Origin of the sequence: Halopseudomonas sp., from assembly GCF_036961105.1 — a bacterium.
Taxonomy (GTDB): Bacteria; Pseudomonadota; Gammaproteobacteria; order Pseudomonadales; family Pseudomonadaceae; genus Halopseudomonas.
The window spans coordinates 51,829-68,522 of record NZ_JBALWW010000009.1 but is presented as its reverse complement, the minus strand read 5'-3'; the positions used below and the strand labels follow the sequence as shown (position 1 = coordinate 68,522).

Below are 16,694 nucleotides of genomic sequence, written 5' to 3'. Positions count from 1 at the left end.
CTGTGTGCCCTCGCGCTGTTAACAGCGAGCTCTTGAAAAGAATGTTGGCTTGGATGTTTTACGCTGGCCGCCTCGCATAAATGGGTGATTCAGTCTAACTTCCTGTTGCGGTTTAATCTTCCGGCGGTTGCTGTCGTTAATGCCACATAGGTGAGCGGCAGTGAATATAAAAACAATCAACCTGAACCGGAATGACAACATGACTATGATGCCCAAGAAAGCATTTCGCGCCATCGTGGCCAGCGCCGCGCTGCTGTGCGCCGTTCCCGCCTTTGCCACCAATCCTACCCCGCCACCTACCGACCCAGGTAATGGCAACTCCGCCTATCAGCGCGGTCCAGACCCAAGCGTAAGCTTCATTGAAGCCAGCCGCGGCCAGCACAGCGTCTCCACCGAGCGGGTTTCCAGCTTGGTCAGCGGCTTTGGCGGCGGTACCATCCATTACCCCACTGGCACCACCGGCACCATGGCCGCTGTAGTAGTCATCCCTGGGTTTGTCTCAGCTGAATCGTCGATCGACTGGTGGGGGCCGAAACTGGCGTCCTACGGTTTCGTGGTCATGACCATCGACACCAACTCCGGCTTTGACCAGCCCGGCAGCCGTGCTACCCAGATCAACAATGCGCTGGACTATCTGGTAGACCAGAACACCCGTACCGGCAGCCCGGTTCGCGGCAAGATCGACACCAACCGCCTCGGTGTGATTGGCTGGTCGATGGGCGGTGGCGGCACCATCCGTGTCGCCGGTCAGGGCCGCATCAAAGCCGCGATTCCGCTGGCACCTTGGGATACCTCCAGCTATTACGCGCGCCGCGTAGAAGCGCCTACGCTGATTTTTGCCTGCGAGTCGGACGTCATCGCACCGGTCGGGCAGCACGCTTCGCCGTTCTACAATGCGTTGCCGTCTGGCATCGACAAAGCCTTTGTCGAGATCAACAACGGTAGTCACTACTGCGCCAACGGCGGCGGTACAAACAACGATGTATTAGGCCGCTTCGGTGTGTCCTGGATGAAGTTGCACCTGGATGAGGATGACCGTTACAAGCAGTTCCTCTGCGGCCCGAACCACACTTCGGATTACAGCATCTCCGAGTACCGGGGTAACTGCCCTTACTAACAGGGTATGTTGGCTTACGCCTGTTGCGCCCCAGCGCCGCCCCGCATCAGGGGCGGCGCTTTTTTCTATCCAGTGCGTTGGCTAACCGCGCGCCGATTATCATGACCGGAACTTAATGCCGGCTAGCCTTGCCTATTAACCAGGCAAAACAGTCCGGATCAGCAACATGATTATTCAACCAAATCAGCCCGAACCGTCCGAGGTAGAGGCGAATTCACAGATATTCACCACCCCCAGGGAGCGGCTGGAGTTCTACCGGCGTGAGATAGCCAGTGAAACCAGTAACCTGGCCAACCGCACCAACGCTTACCTCACTGCCCAGTCCTTTCTGGTGATTGCCTACGGCTCCTGTATGGCGAACGTTAACCCCGAGTGGGGGAAACTTTTCACGCTAGTCGTGCCCGCTACGCTTGCCCTGTTCGGAGTGCTTTGTTCCATCAATGCCTGGCCCGGCATAAAGGCGGCTTGCGACACCATCGACCATTGGCATGCAAAACAGAAAAATATGCTCGACGCCGAGCCGGTATTCGGCACTCACTACGATGACTCCCCATTGCTTTCATCCTGGGAGTCAAACTTCGGCGGCTTGCGCAAGTCCTTGCGCTTTTCCAAGCGCACGCCTTTTCTGTTCTCTGGCCTGTGGCTTTTTCTGGGTTGCTTCTCGATCTGGCTGCAGTTGCCGACACCCAGCTGAGGCTCAGCCCGCCGGGTGGGCAGCATAATGCTGTCGGCTCGCTATCCGGATCAGTCGTCGAAAAAGAACTTCTCCTCGCCGAAGGCGGGCTCCAGATGGTTGAGCCAGGTGGCTTGCGCGTTGTATTTGGCGAAGAAGGGGCGCTGCACCCAATCGGGGTTGCGACCCTGGATCATGCGCAGCGCTATGACCTTCTCGCCATGAATTTCGGTAACGCCCTGAATTTCCACCTTGCCCGGGTGCGAGCTCATGGAGGGGCCGCGGGCGGTACGGGCGATGCCGGAGACGCTTTGCATGGCGTCGCGGTATATCTGCCAGGCCTTGACCAGCGGCACCTCGAAATAGTGGCGCGCGCCGGTATCGCGCTCCACAAAAAGGTAATAGGGAATGATGCCCAGCTCGACCTGGGTCTGCCACAGGCGAGCCCAGACTTCAGCGCTATCGTTGATGTGCGCCAGCAGCGGCCCTTGCGCACGAATCTGCGCGCCGGTTTCACGCACGCGGCGAATGGCTTCGCGGGCAATCTCCGGCTCCAGCTCCTGCCAGTGGTTGTAGTGCGCCATCAGCGCCAGGTGCTTGCCGGCGGCCTGTATCTCGCGAAACAGCGCCAGCAGGTCTTCGGCGTCATCATCGGTGACCACGCGCTGCGGCCAGAAGGTCAGCGCCTTGGTGCCGATGCGGATGGTACGTATGTGCTCGAACTCCGCGCCTAGCAAGGGTTCCAGATAGGCGCGCAGGTTGCGCGTCTTCATTACCAGTGGATCGCCACCGGTCACCAGCACATCGGTTACCTCGGGATGTGCGCGCAGATAGTCCCGTAACTGGTTCGACTCGCGGGCGGCAATCTTCAAGTCCTTGTCGCCGACAAACTGAGCCCAGCGGAAACAAAAGGTGCAGTAGCTGTGACACACCTGCCCGGAACTGGGAAAGAAGAGGACCGTTTCGCGATACTTGTGTTGCAGACCCTCGACCACCTCGCCATCGAGCATGGGGATGTTGTGCTCCAACTGGCCGGCCGGATGCGGATTCAGCTCGGCGCGCACCTCGCTGATGAGGCTCTTCAATGCAGGCTGGTCGGCGCCGCTGCTCAGTGCTTCGGCAACGCGATCGTAGTGCTCGGGTTTGAGCATGCTGCGCTGCGGGAAGGTAAGCTGAAAAATCGGGTCGGCCGGCACATTCTGCCAGTTGATCAGCTCGTCAATCACATACTGGTTGACGCGAAAGGGCAATACGCTGGCTACTACCTGCATCTCGAAGCGCTGGCTAGGGCTCAGGGACTGCAATTGAGGAATCTGGTTCAACTGCTTGGCGGTGAACACCTTGAAGCGTTGGTGACTGAAACTGTTGGTATCAAAGGCGGGCAGTTCCGGGCTGGCAATGGCCAGGATATTGGAGTTTGGCATAGTTTGTATTCAACGTATTATTCAGATCAAAAACAGTTTGCCACGCCAGTTTCGACTCTGGCGCGCAGATGGAGTTAACGCAATTCAGTGCATAACCTGTGGGGTTAATGCTTAAAAGCGCCGATAGTTGTGGAAAATAGCTATCGGGCATAGTGATGGGCTGATGGCTCAGCAGCGCGCAATCATAGCGAAATAATGCATTGATGTCTAAATAGTGACTCGCTTCTGCAGCCAGGGCTATGCTGGGCTGCTGTGAGCCAATACGGGAGCAACGGCATGTTTTCCTATATGACGCTGGGCACCAGTGATCTGCAGCGCAGCATTCGCTTTTATGATCCGGTGATGGCTGCGCTTGGCATTCGGCGTTGCGCCACGCCGGGAGAGGAGCAGGACTGGCAAGGCTGGGCCGGCTGGGGCTGGTATGAGAACCAGGGCCAGCAGGAGCTGGCGCTCTGGTTGTGCGAACCTTTTAATGGAGCGCCGCCCAGCGCCGGCAACGGCAGCATGGTGGCCTTGCAAGCAAGCACCTGGGCCGAAGTCAGAGCCTTTCATGCTGCGGCTCTGGCGCATGGCGGCAGTGATGAGGGCGAGCCGGCGCTACGCCCGCAGTACAATCCGGATTTTTACAGTGCCTATGTGCGCGACCCGGATGGTAACAAGCTGGCTGCGGTTTGCCGCGGCTTTACCCGTGATCCGGGTTAAACGGCTGCGCAGCTGTACCTTTCCTTCTGGCCGCTTATGCGGTTGATTGGAAGCTTTGGGGTTTCGCCAAGGAGGCGGTCATGTACCGTGATCAGTTTATGACCCTGGCGCGTTATAACCAGTGGATGAACCAGCGGCTTTATGCCCTGTGTGCGCAGTTGCCCGAGGAAGATTATCGGGCTGATCGAGGCGCATTCTTTCGCTCCATCCATGGCACGCTCAATCATCTGTTGCTGGCCGATCGAATCTGGTTCGGCCGTTTTACCGGCTGCCCGGTGAGTGTGACCGGTCTGGATGCCGAACAGTACACCGCCTTCGTGCCATTGCGTGAGGCACGTGAGCAGTTGGACCAGCAGATCGTCGCCTGGGTAGCGACGCTCGATGCACTGCGGTTGGGTGGCGAGTTCAGTTACACCAGTCTGGTCAACCCCGAACCGCGCCGCTACCCGATGTGGCTGGTGCTGACGCATTTCTTCAACCATCAGACACATCACCGTGGGCAGATCACCACGCTGTTGTCACAATGCGGAACCGATCCCGGTTTGACCGATCTTATCCATATGCCGGGCGTTGCTTCGGCAACTCCAATATGGCAAGAGGACCCTTGAGTGGCGGCAGTTGATGAGGTGCTTGAATTCTGGTTTACCGAGCTCAAACCGGTGCAATGGTGGCGCAAGGACCCGGGGCTTGATCGCTTTATCAGAGAGCGCTTCGGACCCTTGCATGAGCGCGCCGAACGCGCTGAGCTGGTCAACTGGCGCAGTGCTCCATTGGGTCGGCTGGCTGAGATCATCGTGCTGGATCAGTTCTCGCGCAATATCTGGCGCGACACCCCGCGCGCTTTCGCCTGCGACGGCATGGCGCTGGTGCTGGCACAGGAAGCGGTAGCCGAAGGGATCGACCAGCAACTGCCGGTCAAGCTGCGCGCCTTCATGTACATGCCCTTCATGCACAGCGAGTCGCTGAAAATCCATGAGCAGGCGGTCAAGCTGTTCAGCGCACCGGGCATGGAAGACAACCTGCGTTCAGAGCTCAAGCACAAGCGCGTCATCGAGCGTTTTGGCCGTTATCCCCACCGCAATGCCATTTTGCTGCGACCTACTACCGCAGAGGAAGCGGCTTTTCTGCAGACTGAAGGGTCGAGTTTCTGAGGCTCGGCTGTTGCGCCAAAGCAGGCAAGAGCTGTACTGCAAGAGTGTATTGCCGACGCGTTAGGCTGGAGGCTATTGCATAACCTATCTGCATACAGAGGAGAGTTACATGCAGCTGCCGATTTACCAGGTTGATGCCTTCACCGATACGCTGTTCAAAGGCAACTACGCTGCGGTAGTGCCGCTACAGCAATGGTTACCGCCGGAAGTAATGCAGGCGGTCGCGGCGGAAAATAATCTGTCAGAGACCGCCTTCATCCTGCTGGAATCCGACGGGCGCTATGCCATTCGCTGGTTCTCGCCGTTGAGCGAAATCGACTTCTGTGGTCACGCCACCCTGGCCAGCGCCTTTGTGCTGTTTCGACTGTATCCCGAGCTGAACTGTATCCGTTTCACCGCCGCGGCCGTGGGCGAGCTCAAGGTGGAGCGGGGGGCTGATGGTCGCATCAGCATGTGCTTTCCGCGGCTGGACCCGGAGCCGGTTGCTACAGCGGATATACCCGAGGCGCTGCTCGACGGCCTCTCCGTAATGCCGCAGCAGGTGCTGGTCAGCCGCCAGGCCTGGTTCGCCGTGTACAGTGACGAGCAAAGCGTGCTGCAAGTTCAGCAGCAACCCGAGTTGCTGAAACTGCTGGCGCCGCGCGATGTGGTAGTCACGGCGCCGGGCATCAAGTCAGATTTTGTCTCGCGCTATTTCTGGCCCGCCAATGGCGGCCTGGAAGACAGCGTTACCGGTTCGATTCACGCCGGGCTAGCACCCTATTGGGCGGACCGTCTTGGCCGGCAGCACCTGTTGGCGTTTCAAGCCTCCAGCCGCGGCGGTCGTCTTGACTGTGTAGTGACTGAGCAGCAGGTGCAGATCAGCGGCAGCGCAGTGCTCTACCTGGAAGGACAGATCTACCTGCCCTGAATTGCGCAGCATGACCAACACCGGCGATGCGAAAAGGCTATGCTAGATGCCTATCGCCCATACCCGCAAAGGAGATCTTAGATGATTGTGCGCCAACCCCTGTACGCCGCCATGCTCGGTTCGCTGCTGTTGCTGAGCGCCTGCGCCAGCTCGCAGCGCCCGTCCGGAGATGCGCCAGCACCGCCGCAACTGGAAGCGGACAGTGGCGTGGCCATTCTGCGCTGTGGCTCCCTGCCGGTGCGCACCACCTTCAATGCCGATCAGTTGACCCTGGAAGCCGGTAGTGCCAAATATCTGCTTGAGCGGGTGCGCTCAGGCTCTGGCGCCAAGTATGAAATGCCGGGCGACAGCTCCACCAGTTACTGGCTCAAGGGCGACAAAGGCATGCTGGTGCTCAAGGGGCAGCCCTATCCCGAATGCGAGCCGGCAGGCGCGTTGCTGCTGCAGGCGGGTGAATGGGTAGTCGAAAGCATCAATCAGAACGACATCCTTGACGGCTCGCGGGCAACCCTCAATTTTGGCAACGACGGCCGCGTCTCGGGCATGGCTTCCTGCAACAACTACGCCGGCGCTTATAACGTTGCCGGTAGTAGCCTGACCGTGAGCCAACTGGTTTCCACCCGTATGGCCTGCCAGCCCGGGTTCGGCGAGCAGGAAACCCGTTTTCTGCAAACGCTGGAAAATATCAGCCGGTTTGAGCTCAACAGCAAGGGCGCTTTGGTGCTGAAGACCGATTCCGGCGATTCGCTCACCGCTCGTCTGCAATAAAGGCCTGCGCAGTGAGCCGTCACTGTTGCCTGTGGCGGTGCGCTGGTGCATTGTCGCCCTTGGCCGCGTGTTTGAGCGCGGCAAGTACCGGACAGCGAAAGATATCGCTGCCATTCCGTGATTTCATTTGCAGAAGGACGCTCGCATGCTGTTGCTGATCCTCGGCCTAATTGTATTTCTCGGCGTGCATTCCACGCGCCTGTTTGCCCCTGAGTGGCGCGCCCGGACAATCGCCCGCAAAGGCCTGATGGCCTGGAAAGGGCTTTACGCGCTGACCGCCATTATCGGACTGGTATTGGTCATTTATGGTTACGGGCAAGCGCGCATGGACCCGACCTGGCTGTGGAGCTCGCCGGTCTGGACGCGCCATCTGGCAGCACTGTTGACGCTGCCGGCCTTCATCCTGCTGGCGGCCACCTACATTCCCGGTTCTTGCATCAAGGCGCGCGTTGGCCACCCGATGCTGCTGGGCGTGAAGTTCTGGGCGTTGGCGCATTTGATCGCCAACGGAAGCCTGGCTGACCTGCTGCTGTTTGGTGGCTTTCTGGCCTGGGCGACGGCGCTCTTTGTGGTCTCACGCAAGCGTGACCGTTTGGCAGGTGTCAGCTACGGCAAGGGCAAACCGGCGATGGATGCGCTGGTTGTGGTGGTAGGACTTGTCGGCTGGGCGGCCTTTGCCCTGTATCTGCACGGCGTGTTGATCGGCGTTAAGCCGCTGGGCATGTAAACGCTGGTGCAGCGATGAACAAGCAACCCGCCGCGCTGGTTGCTTGTATGTGAGCCGCGACAAACAACCTCGGCCCCGGTCGACATGCTGTGCAGGCAAGCCGCTGGGTAGCCGGAAGACGGATGGGTTATCACTCGATTTTCCGTCGCTGTATCGACAAAGGAAGGCCTTATGCAATTGCCCGCCTCAGAGCTGCGTTATTTCCCCTATCTATTCTGCCTGGTGGGGGCGTTGGTCACTTTGGGTCTTACCTGGTTCTCCCTGCTCTGGTTGCTGGCCGCAGTGCCCTTGGCCGCATTGGCGGTGATGGGCACCTGGGATGTGTGCCAGCGGCGGCATACCATCAGCCGCAATTACCCGGTGCTGGCGCATTTCCGTTATTTTCTTGAGTCCATCGGGCCGGAGTTGCGCCAGTATTTCATTCAGTCCGATACCGATGAGCTGCCGTTCTCGCGTGAGCAACGCAACATCGTCTATCAGCGCGCCAAGGACATTCTCGACAAAAAGCCCTTTGGCTCACTGATACCCATGAATGCCGAAGGCTATGAGTGGATGAACCATTCGTTGGCGCCGGTGGAAATCCTCGACAAGAACTTCCGCACCACGGTCGGCAGCCACCCCGCAACGCTGAAGCCCTACGATGTCAGTGTGTTCAATATTTCAGCGATGAGTTTTGGCTCGTTGTCGGCCAACGCCATCCTGGCGCTCAATGCAGGGGCGAAGAAGGGCGGCTTCTATCACGACACCGGCGAGGGCTCGATTTCGCGTTATCACCGCGAGCCGGGCGGCGATCTGGTGTGGGAGATAGGCTCCGGTTATTTTGGCTGTCGCAAGCCCGATGGCAGTTTCGACCCAGAGCGCTTTGCCGTCAACGCTCAGCCTGATCAGGTGAAGATGATCGAGATCAAGCTGTCTCAGGGCGCCAAGCCGGGCCACGGCGGCATACTGCCGGCGGCCAAGGTCACCGAGGAAATTGCCGAGGCGCGCGGAGTTACCCCGGGCGAGGATGTGATTTCACCGGCGGCCCACTCGGCTTTCCGCACGCCCCTGGAGCTAATGGAGTTTATCGCCCAGCTGCGCGAGCTCTCCGGCGGCAAGCCGGTGGGCTTCAAGCTGGCGATAGGGCACCCCTGGGAATGGTTCGGGATTGCCAAGGCCATGCTGCAAACCGGCGAGCATCCGGATTTCATCGTCGTCGATGGCGGCGAGGGTGGTACCGGCGCCGCGCCACTGGAGTTCATCAATCGTCTCGGCATGCCCATGACCGATGCGCTCTTGCTGGTGCACAACACGTTGGTGGGCGCCAATCTGCGCGAGAAGATTGCACTCGGCGCCGCCGGCAAGGTCACCAGTGCCTTCAATATCGCGCGCACGCTGGCGCTGGGGGCAGATTGGTGCAATGCGGGGCGCGGTTTCATGTTTTCTCTGGGCTGTATCCAGAGTCTCAGTTGCCACAACGACAAATGCCCCAGTGGCGTGGCTACGCAGGACAAGGGCCGTGGCGGCAAGCTGGATGTAACCGACAAGAGTGAGCGGGTCTACCACTTCCAGCGCAACACGGTGCTGGCATTGTCGAATCTGCTGGAGGCCGCTGGGTTGAGCCATCCGCGCGAGCTGGGGCCGGAGCACATCATGCGCCGTGTGAGCAAATATGAAGTGCAGCCCTACAGCGAGCTCTTCGAGTTTCTGGAGCCGGGGGTGCTGCTCGATGGCCGCGCCGAGTTGCCGATCTTCAAGAAATACTGGGCGCAGGCCCGCGCCGACAGTTTTGCGGCGCCCGACTTCATGATCCGATTGCGCGAAACCAAGTTGCGTTAAGCGCGCTCCTGCAAAGCCAGTAGGGCGAAGGTGGCGAGCCAATGCTCGCCCATGTAATCGCCCTGAATGTGCGGCAGGCTCACCTGCAGATGGGCCTGCGCTGCGCTCAGCAGGCGCTGGCGCAATGCCAGCGGCTGGTCCTTGGCCAGGGCACGCAGGCACCAGGCGCGGCTTAGGTTGAGGCCATCCAGATGCGCCAGCTTGCCGTCGCTGCGGTCGCGGCTGTGTGCTGGCGTCAGCAGAGTGGCGGGCTCGCCCTCCGCGAGTCGGGGTAAAAAGCCGCTAAACCAGCTATCGAATTCTTTTACAGACAGCAGCCGCTGCATCAAGGCCGCCTCCTGCAGCGCTGGCGAGAGAAAATCCTCGCCGCCCGGCTCCCAGGCCTGACAGCTCCGATCATGCAGATAGAAATCGCACGCGCTGGTGTGTATCTGCGCGGCCAGGGCGTGGTCGGCGCAGGCCTCGGCGTAGTCCATGGCCAGGAGCAGGGCAAAGGCTGTGTTGTTATGCGCGCCGCTGCGAATGGGCGCGCTCAGGCGGGGCAGGTATTCTGTCATGCCCTGGGCAAGTTCGGTTGCCAACGGCTGTAGCGCTTCGGCCCAGCGCGTATTGGCGCCGGCTAGCTCCGCCTGCAGTTTGAGCAGCCAGGCCCAGCCGTACGGACGCTCGAAATTGCGCTTGCCGGGCTGCAGGAAAAAGGTGCGCTCCTGTTCCAGTTTGGCACTGGTCAATTGCTGATCGAACAAGTCATTGATGGCCTGTGCTTCGGGCAGAGCGGGCGCCAGATGCCGTATCCGCGCCAGCAGCCAGTAGCTGTGTACGCACGAATGCCAGTCATAGCTGCCGTAGAACACCGGGTGCAGCCGGCTCGGTGGCTGCAGGTCCGCTGCGCTGGCCAGACGCATGGGGGCGATGTGCGGATACTCACGCTGCACGTGTCCCAGCGCCACGCGCGCCAGGGCTGCCAGTTGCGTTGGTTCGAGCACGCTCAGCGAATCCGTTGCCAGTCAATATCGCGCAGCAACCACTGGCCGTCTACATCCAGCCACAGCAGGCGAATGTCATATTGGCCGGCACTGTTGGGCAGGAAGCGCTCGGCACCGGTGAGGGTCACCCGAGCCGTGGTCTCGGCGCGCTCGGGATAGCCTGGGTCGATTTGCGTTTCCTGGCTGCTGACCAGCACGCCGATGCGCTGGTTCTGCAGGAACATCAAGCGCAGGGTGCGCTCGGCCCAGGCATTGTCGAACTGATCCTGGGCGCTGAAATCGGGATGCAGCAAGGCGGTAACCTGCTCGCGATCTCGCGATTCGATACTCTCCTGCAATTGATCGATCGCCTGATTCAGGCGCTCATCAGGGGAGGAGGCGCCGCAGGCGCAAAGGGTCAGGGTAACGAGCAGAAGAAGTAGCGTGCGCACAGGTGACAGCAGCCTCGCAGGTCAGTAATGTGATGCTTTCTCAAGAGAGTGATGCTGGCGCGGAGGATTGGGCAAAACTGCTCTACGGCAGGCAGCCCTCGCGCCGGCGGACAGGCCAGGAGCCCATCATGCAGCTGTTGTATCCGGAGATCAAACCCTACGCCCGCCATGAACTGGCCGTGGCGCCACCGCATGTTCTCTACGTTGATGAAAGTGGCCAGGCAGACGGTTTGCCGGTGGTGTTTATCCATGGCGGGCCGGGCGCCGGTTGTGATGCCCTGAGCCGGCGTTTTTTCGATCCATCGATCTATCGCATCATCACCTTCGATCAGCGCGGCTGCGGCCGCTCCACCCCGCACGCCAACCTGCAGGACAACACCACCGCCGACCTGGTGGCCGACATGGAGGTGCTGCGCGAGCACCTGGGTATCGACAAGTGGGTTCTGTTCGGTGGCTCCTGGGGTTCGACGCTGGCACTGGCCTACGCGCAGGCGCACCCCGACCGCGTGCTCGGCATGGTACTGCGCGGTATTTTCCTGTGCCGCGATCAGGATATTCGCTGGTTCTACCAGGAAGGGGCCAGTCATGTATTCCCGGACTTCTGGGAAGACTACCTCAGCCTGATTCCGGAGGAAGAGCGCCATGACATGGTCGCGGCCTACTACCGCCGCCTGACCGGCGACGACGAAATCTGTCGTATGCACGCGGCCAAGGCCTGGTCCGTGTGGGAAGGCCGCTGCGCCACTCTGCGCCCCAGCCCGCAGGTGATCGGCCGCTTCAGCGATGCCCGCCGGGCCTATGCCATCGCCCGCATCGAGTGCCATTACTTCGCCAACAAGACCTTCCTTGAGCCGAATCAGCTGCTCAACAACATGGCGTCCATTCAGCACATCCCCGGCATTATCGTGCACGGGCGCTACGATATGGTCTGCCCGCTCGACAACGCCTACGCGCTGCATCAGGCCTGGCCAAACAGCGAGCTGAACATCATTCGCGATGCGGGTCACGCCGCCTCCGAGCCGGGCATCGCCGATGCGCTGGTGCGCGCCACCGGCGAGATGGCGCGCCGTCTGCTGGACCTGGCGCCGCAGGCCGAATGAGATGAAGGGCTTGCTGCAGCGGGTGCGTCAGGCCCGTGTTGAAGTTGCCGGCGAGGTAGTGGGCGCGATCGACCAGGGCCTGCTGGTACTGGTCGGCATTGAGCCGCAGGACACCGAGGTCAGTGCCGACAAGTTGCTCAAGCGGCTGCTGGATTACCGCGTGTTTACCGACGCCGACGGCCGCATGAACGATTCGTTGCGCCAGGTGCAGGGCGGGCTGCTGCTGGTCTCGCAGTTCACCCTGGCGGCAGATACCCGCAAGGGCCTGCGTCCCGGTTTCTCCACCGCCGCACCACCGGCGCAGGCGGAGTTGCTGTTCAATTATCTGGTGAGCCAGGCGCAGGCGTTGCACGCGCCGGTGGCAACGGGACGGTTTGGGGCGGATATGCAGGTGCATCTGGTGAATGATGGTCCGGTGACCATTATGTTGGAGACCTGACGGGTTTACCGTTTTGGTTTGGCGTCCTTTGCACTGAGTTCTGGTTGATTATTTGGGTTTTTCTCACACGTGCTTTTCGCCTTTTCCGGCGAGTCACTTTTCTTTGTATGGCCAAAGAAAAGTAACCAAAAGAAAGGCCACCCCACCAAGCTGGCCTTCGGCTTCTCTGCGTTACTCGGATTTGAGCGCGCCTGCGGAACTCGTCGCTGCGCTCCTCAGACAGTCCTCGGCTCTCTCGCTCAAATCCTGCGTTACTCGACAGCTTGGAAGGGGGCCAAGGGCATGAGATTGGCGTGGTTTTCGAGTTGGTTGTTTGGGCCAATATTGAACTTCAAAACCCGCTAATGCACGGACTGGTTAGTCCCATCTGAGCGGGCGAGTAGCGCAGAGCTGGCGGGAAAAAGATGCTTGCGGTGTCTGAGGTGCGTAGCGGCGAGTTTGCAAGTATCCCCGGCAGCTTGAGCAACGCAGCGAACCCGAAGGGCCGCGCAGCTGGGTGCCTTGGGGGATCGCTAAGGGGGCATGGGCAAGCATGCCCCCTTGGCTCGCCTAGAGGCGAAAGCGGAAATCAGCTAACCAAAAACGTTTCAACACTGCACGGCTGCGATAACCATCCAGAGCAGAATCACGCCACCGAATAAACCCGCGACCAAACATAAATCAACACCGCCGCCGCGACCGTCCACGCCACCACCGCCAACACCAGGGTGGTGATCAAACTGAAGCGCTGGCTGAACCAGGCAATCGAGATCAGATAGAGCGCATAGGGAATCAACGACCAGAGCCCGAATATGGCGGTGCTGCGCAGATCACTCGACAGCCGCTGCGTGCCGATGATGTAGTGGGCAATGATGGTAAAGGTAGGAAACAGCGGTACCAGTCCGGCAATGTAAAAGCTTTTCGACTTCGCCAGCAGGGCAATCAGCAGCACTGCGAGCGCACCCATTACACATTTGAGCGCAAGGGACAGCATGGTGGTTCTTCCGGGAGCAGGGGAGGGAACGGCTAAGCTAAGCCCGGCGCGTGATTCCGTCAATTACCGCACTGTAGCAAAGCGTTCACCGCTGACCCACGGCGCTCAAACGGCGCCGCCGGTCTACCTGAATCAAGCCTTGGCGGCGGCTTCAACCCACTCCAGCCGATCCTGGCCGAAGAACATCTCATCACCGACAAAGAAGGTCGGGGCGCCAAAAACGCCGCGCTTTACTGCTTCTTCGGTGATGGCTTTCAGCTTCTCCTTGACCGCCGGATCACTCACCTTGGCCATCACCTCGGCCGGATCAAAACCGCCCTTGGCGAGCACCTTGCCGACCACATCTGGCTGACCCATATCCAGTTCGTCAATCCACATGGCGGTGAAGATGGTTTTCAGGTAACGGTCGAAATCCGCCGTGCCCAGGTAGGCCGTCGCGCCGCGCATCAGCTGCAGGGTGTTGATCGGGAAGAAGGGATTCTGGTTCAGAGTGACACCGTAGCGCTGGGCGTAGCGCTGCATGTCGATACGGCTGTGAGCGCCCTTGGCCGGTACTGTCGCCGGAGAACTGTTGCCGGTGGCCATGAACACGCCACCCAGCAGCATGGGCTTCAGCTCGATGCTGGCGCCGGTGCGTTCGGCGAGCGCGTCCAGCTGGGTCCAGGCCAGATAGCTGGCGGGGCTGCCGACGTCAAAATAGAACTCGATGGTTTTGCTCATAAAAGTCTCGCTTGCAGTAGGTGGGCAAAGGATTGAACGGCTGCTCAGAAGGTTTCCATCCAGGGGCGCAGATCCAGCTCGTGGGTCCAGCTGTCGCGTGGCTGGGTATGGATGGCCCAGTATTGATCGGCGATGTGTTCGGGATTGAGGATCCCATCCTGCTCTTTCAGTGCATAGCGCTCGGGAAAGGTGTCGCGAATAAAGGCGGTATCAATCGCGCCATCGATGATCGGATGCGCCACATGAATACCTTTGGGCCCCAACTCACGGGCCATGCTCTGGGCCAGCGCGCGCAGCGCAAACTTGGCACCGGCAAAGGCGGAGAAACCCGGGCCACCACGCAGTGACGCGGTCGCGCCAGTGAAGATAATAGTGCCCTTGCCGCGCGGCAGCATGACCTTGGCGGCTTCGCGCCCAGTCAGAAAGCCGGAAAAGGCTGCCATCTCCCACACTTTGCGATACACCCGTGTGGTGGTTTCCGTGATGCTGAAATTCACGTTGGCGCCGATGTTGAATATCACCACCTCAACCGGGCCGATGTTCTGCTCGATCCGCTCGAACAGCGCGACCATCTCCTCTTCGCTGCGGGCGTCGCAGCCAAAGGCGTGGGCTTTGCCACCATCGGTCTCAATCTGGCCGACCAATTCGCTCAGGCTGTCGGCGTTGCGGCGGGTCACGCACAGGGTAAAACCTTCGCGGGCAAAGCGGCGGGCAATGGCGCCGCCGGTGGCGTCACCGGCACCAATCACCACGGCTACGGGGGTGGGGGCAGTCATGCGCAGTTCCTCTTGTTAGCTCGTTTGTCAGCTTGTTGGTTCTTTTTAAGAACTGACTCGATAGTGGGTTTCTTTTTGGAACTTGTCAAGCTAGGCTGGAGCCCTTGCTACCGAGGAATAAATCATCATGCGCTGGGAAGAACTCGATCAACAGCCCTGTTCACTGTCTCGCACCCTGTCGGTCATTGGCGACCGCTGGACGCTCCTGGTGCTGCGCGACTGTTTTCTCGGCGTGCGTCGCTTCGATGCCTTCGAGCGGCGCCTGGGCGTGACTCGGCATCTGCTGGCTGATCGGTTGAAAAAGCTGGTCGAACATGAGGTGCTCTACAAACAGGCCTATCAACAGCGGCCGCTGCGTGAAGAGTATCGGTTGACCGAGAAGGGTATGGCGCTGCACCCGGTGATCCTGTCGCTGGTGAGTTGGGGCGATACCTATATGGCGGATGAGCGCGGCGCGCCCATCGAGCACTTTCACAAGGGCTGCGGGCAACGCATGAAACCGGTGATGGTCTGTTCCGAATGCGCCGAGCCGGTTGGCGCGCGAGATATTCGCGTCGAGGTAGGCGGGGCCTTTGGAGACGAGGTCACCCAGCTACTGGCAACCTGAGCGCCAGGCTGGCTAAGCGATTCAATCAGTCTCGGCGCCGTCGTGTTCGGCCATTTGTTGACCCAGCTGATACCAGGGCGCCTTCTCACTTAACCAGATATGGCTGCGCTCCGGGCTGTGCGGTTCGTCATCCAGGGTGCCAAGGCGCAGCACCAGATGCCCGGTGCCGTCGCGCTTGGCGTAGATCTGGCTGCCACACGCAGAGCAGAAGTAGCGGGCTTTGTCCGGCGAGGATCGGTAGTGGGCGAGCGTCTCTGCGCCCTGCAACTCAAAGTGGCCATCGACCACCGCAGCAACGCTAGAGAACGCCGCGCCATGCGCCTTGCGGCAGGTAACGCAGTGGCAGTGGACTATCTCGCCAATGGGTCCTGAGATGCGATAACGGATGGCGCCGCACAGACAGCTACCGGTGATCATGTTCCTGCTCCTCAGTGCCCAGCGGTTTTGGAAAACAGGTTGATGACCATCACTCCGGCCATGATCATACCCATGCCCAGCAGTGCCGGCAGGTCAAGCTCCTGCCGGTACAGCAGCCAGGCTACCAGCGAGATGAGCACGATACCCACGCCGGACCAGATGGCATAGGCGATACCCACCGGAATGGTTTTCAGCGTCAGGGCCAGAAAGTAGAAGGACACCACATAGCCCACAACCACCAGGGCGGTGGGTAGCGGCTTGCTGAAACCCTCGCTGGCTTTCAGCGCCGAGGTGGCGATCACTTCGCTGACGATAGCGGTCGCCAGATAGACCCAATGGTTCATGCGTGCTGCCTCTGTTGATGCAGCGATGCTAGCCGTAAGGTCGCCAGCCGACCAGTCTCATGTTGATTGTGGATCTGTGCGCAAGCTCGTAAACGGACTCAGTCGATAAAGCCGTTCTTGCGTAGTTCCTTGTCCTGCAGGTACTCGCGCGTGACCAGGGTGACGGCCAGGCTGATGACAAACAGAATGCCAAGGGTAACCAGCACCTTGAAAAAGGTATCCGGCTCCAGCGGCGCAAACCACAGCTGAATGATCGACAGGGCGCAGCCTGCTACAAACAGCAGCAGGCAGATAATGGCGCCCAGCTTCACCTTTCACGCCCGAGAATGACCACGTAGGCTTCGCGTTTCCACAGCAGCAGCATGCGGCGGATGTCCTTTTCCATGGTCTGCACACGCCAGCCGTCGGCGGCGTTCAGGTTGAGAAACTCGGTGAATTTGACCGGGTTGACCTTGGAGCTGCCCAGTAGCAGTGAACCCAGCATACCTTCCTGATAAATCACGACCTTGTATTCCATTACGCTATTCCCTGGTTGAATAATCGGAGCTGTGTGCCTGATGGCAGGCTGGAAGGTTACCGCCGCGCGCCTGACTTCCGCAAGCGCGCACCGG

22 protein-coding genes are annotated in these 16,694 nt (G+C 60.0%); 12 read left to right on the top strand and 10 right to left on the bottom strand.

Translation table 11 applies throughout. From position 1 onward, the window contains the following. The first annotated feature begins 199 nt into the window (after positions 1–199). Both V7756_RS10895 and V7756_RS10890 read left to right on the top strand, forming a co-directional pair. Positions 200–1,117, top strand: coding sequence for an alpha/beta hydrolase family protein (locus V7756_RS10895; RefSeq protein ID WP_335610197.1), 918 nt, complete (start codon positions 200–202; stop codon positions 1,115–1,117). Between the two features lie 166 nt (positions 1,118–1,283). Next, a complete protein-coding gene (locus V7756_RS10890; RefSeq protein WP_335610196.1) occupies positions 1,284–1,811 on the top strand; it encodes a hypothetical protein in 528 nt (175 codons plus the stop codon). 50 nt (positions 1,812–1,861) lie between these two features. Here the strand turns inward: V7756_RS10890 and V7756_RS10885 are convergent, their stop codons facing one another. Continuing rightward, positions 1,862–3,214: a KamA family radical SAM protein gene (locus V7756_RS10885; RefSeq protein WP_335610195.1), complete on the bottom strand. Its 1,353-nt coding sequence runs from the start codon at positions 3,212–3,214 to the stop codon at positions 1,862–1,864. A gap of 276 nt (positions 3,215–3,490) precedes the next feature. Here V7756_RS10885 and V7756_RS10880 point away from each other — a divergent pair, with 276 nt between their 5' ends. The 7 genes from V7756_RS10880 (at position 3,491) to V7756_RS10850 (ending at position 9,290) form a co-directional block, all read left to right on the top strand. Then, positions 3,491–3,916, top strand: a complete 426-nt coding sequence (locus V7756_RS10880; RefSeq protein WP_335610194.1) for a VOC family protein — start codon at positions 3,491–3,493, stop codon at positions 3,914–3,916. A gap of 80 nt (positions 3,917–3,996) precedes the next feature. Continuing rightward, the gene (locus V7756_RS10875; protein WP_335610193.1) at positions 3,997–4,524 is read left to right on the top strand and encodes a DinB family protein; all 528 of its coding nucleotides are present in this window, start codon (positions 3,997–3,999) and stop codon (positions 4,522–4,524) included. Then, positions 4,525–5,067 carry a DUF924 family protein gene (locus V7756_RS10870; RefSeq protein WP_335610192.1) on the top strand — a complete coding sequence of 181 codons (543 nt, stop codon included), beginning with the start codon at positions 4,525–4,527 and terminating at the stop codon, positions 5,065–5,067. Positions 5,068–5,176: 109 nt separating this feature from the next. Further along, positions 5,177–5,977, top strand: coding sequence for a PhzF family phenazine biosynthesis protein (locus V7756_RS10865; protein ID WP_335610191.1), 801 nt, complete (start codon positions 5,177–5,179; stop codon positions 5,975–5,977). An 81-nt stretch (positions 5,978–6,058) separates the two neighbouring features. Next, positions 6,059–6,745: an META domain-containing protein gene (locus V7756_RS10860; protein WP_335610190.1), complete on the top strand. Its 687-nt coding sequence runs from the start codon at positions 6,059–6,061 to the stop codon at positions 6,743–6,745. Between the two features lie 145 nt (positions 6,746–6,890). Further along, a complete protein-coding gene (locus V7756_RS10855) occupies positions 6,891–7,472 on the top strand; it encodes an NnrU family protein (protein ID WP_335610189.1) in 582 nt (193 codons plus the stop codon). 171 nt (positions 7,473–7,643) lie between these two features. Beyond that, positions 7,644–9,290 carry an FMN-binding glutamate synthase family protein gene (locus V7756_RS10850; RefSeq protein WP_335610188.1) on the top strand — a complete coding sequence of 549 codons (1,647 nt, stop codon included), beginning with the start codon at positions 7,644–7,646 and terminating at the stop codon, positions 9,288–9,290. Here the strand turns inward: V7756_RS10850 and V7756_RS10845 are convergent. Next, positions 9,287–10,276 carry a DUF2891 domain-containing protein gene (locus V7756_RS10845; protein ID WP_335610187.1) on the bottom strand — a complete coding sequence of 330 codons (990 nt, stop codon included), beginning with the start codon at positions 10,274–10,276 and terminating at the stop codon, positions 9,287–9,289. The genes V7756_RS10850 and V7756_RS10845 overlap by 4 nt on opposite strands. Before the next feature lie 2 nt (positions 10,277–10,278). Then, on the bottom strand, positions 10,279–10,707 hold the full coding sequence (locus V7756_RS10840) for a hypothetical protein (RefSeq protein ID WP_335610186.1): 429 nt from the start codon (positions 10,705–10,707) through the stop codon (positions 10,279–10,281). A 128-nt stretch (positions 10,708–10,835) separates the two neighbouring features. On the opposite strand from V7756_RS10840, the gene pip reads away from it, so the two are divergent. Both pip and dtd read left to right on the top strand, forming a co-directional pair. Next, on the top strand, positions 10,836–11,807 hold the full coding sequence (gene pip, locus V7756_RS10835) for a prolyl aminopeptidase (protein WP_335610185.1): 972 nt from the start codon (positions 10,836–10,838) through the stop codon (positions 11,805–11,807). Between the two features lies 1 nt (position 11,808). After that, positions 11,809–12,246 carry a D-aminoacyl-tRNA deacylase gene (gene dtd, locus V7756_RS10830; protein ID WP_335610184.1) on the top strand — a complete coding sequence of 146 codons (438 nt, stop codon included), beginning with the start codon at positions 11,809–11,811 and terminating at the stop codon, positions 12,244–12,246. A gap of 625 nt (positions 12,247–12,871) precedes the next feature. Here dtd and V7756_RS10825 read toward each other — a convergent pair. The 3 genes from V7756_RS10825 to V7756_RS10815 form a co-directional block, all read right to left on the bottom strand. Next, positions 12,872–13,216, bottom strand: coding sequence for a GlpM family protein (locus tag V7756_RS10825; protein ID WP_335610249.1), 345 nt, complete (start codon positions 13,214–13,216; stop codon positions 12,872–12,874). A 135-nt stretch (positions 13,217–13,351) separates the two neighbouring features. After that, positions 13,352–13,939: a 2-hydroxychromene-2-carboxylate isomerase gene (locus V7756_RS10820; protein ID WP_335610183.1), complete on the bottom strand. Its 588-nt coding sequence runs from the start codon at positions 13,937–13,939 to the stop codon at positions 13,352–13,354. A 44-nt stretch (positions 13,940–13,983) separates the two neighbouring features. After that, positions 13,984–14,715 carry an SDR family oxidoreductase gene (locus V7756_RS10815; RefSeq protein ID WP_335610182.1) on the bottom strand — a complete coding sequence of 244 codons (732 nt, stop codon included), beginning with the start codon at positions 14,713–14,715 and terminating at the stop codon, positions 13,984–13,986. 127 nt (positions 14,716–14,842) lie between these two features. On the opposite strand from V7756_RS10815, the gene V7756_RS10810 reads away from it, so the two are divergent. Then, entirely contained in the window at positions 14,843–15,322 is a 480-nt protein-coding gene (locus V7756_RS10810) for a winged helix-turn-helix transcriptional regulator (RefSeq protein WP_335610181.1), read from the top strand. A gap of 21 nt (positions 15,323–15,343) precedes the next feature. On the opposite strand, the gene V7756_RS10805 is transcribed toward V7756_RS10810, so the two are convergent. The 4 genes from V7756_RS10805 to V7756_RS10790 all read right to left on the bottom strand — a co-directional run bounded on the left by V7756_RS10805 (position 15,344) and on the right by V7756_RS10790 (position 16,600). Then, positions 15,344–15,739 (bottom strand): GFA family protein, encoded by a 396-nt coding sequence (locus V7756_RS10805; RefSeq protein WP_335610180.1) that lies wholly within the window; start codon positions 15,737–15,739, stop codon positions 15,344–15,346. A gap of 11 nt (positions 15,740–15,750) precedes the next feature. Continuing rightward, positions 15,751–16,083, bottom strand: a complete 333-nt coding sequence (locus V7756_RS10800) for a DMT family transporter (protein ID WP_335610179.1) — start codon at positions 16,081–16,083, stop codon at positions 15,751–15,753. A 98-nt stretch (positions 16,084–16,181) separates the two neighbouring features. Continuing rightward, positions 16,182–16,394: a hypothetical protein gene (locus tag V7756_RS10795; RefSeq protein ID WP_335610178.1), complete on the bottom strand. Its 213-nt coding sequence runs from the start codon at positions 16,392–16,394 to the stop codon at positions 16,182–16,184. Then, the gene (locus V7756_RS10790; RefSeq protein ID WP_335610177.1) at positions 16,391–16,600 is read right to left on the bottom strand and encodes a DUF4177 domain-containing protein; all 210 of its coding nucleotides are present in this window, start codon (positions 16,598–16,600) and stop codon (positions 16,391–16,393) included. Before V7756_RS10790 ends, V7756_RS10795 begins: the two co-directional genes overlap by 4 nt. Between the last annotated feature and the right edge of the window lie 94 nt (positions 16,601–16,694).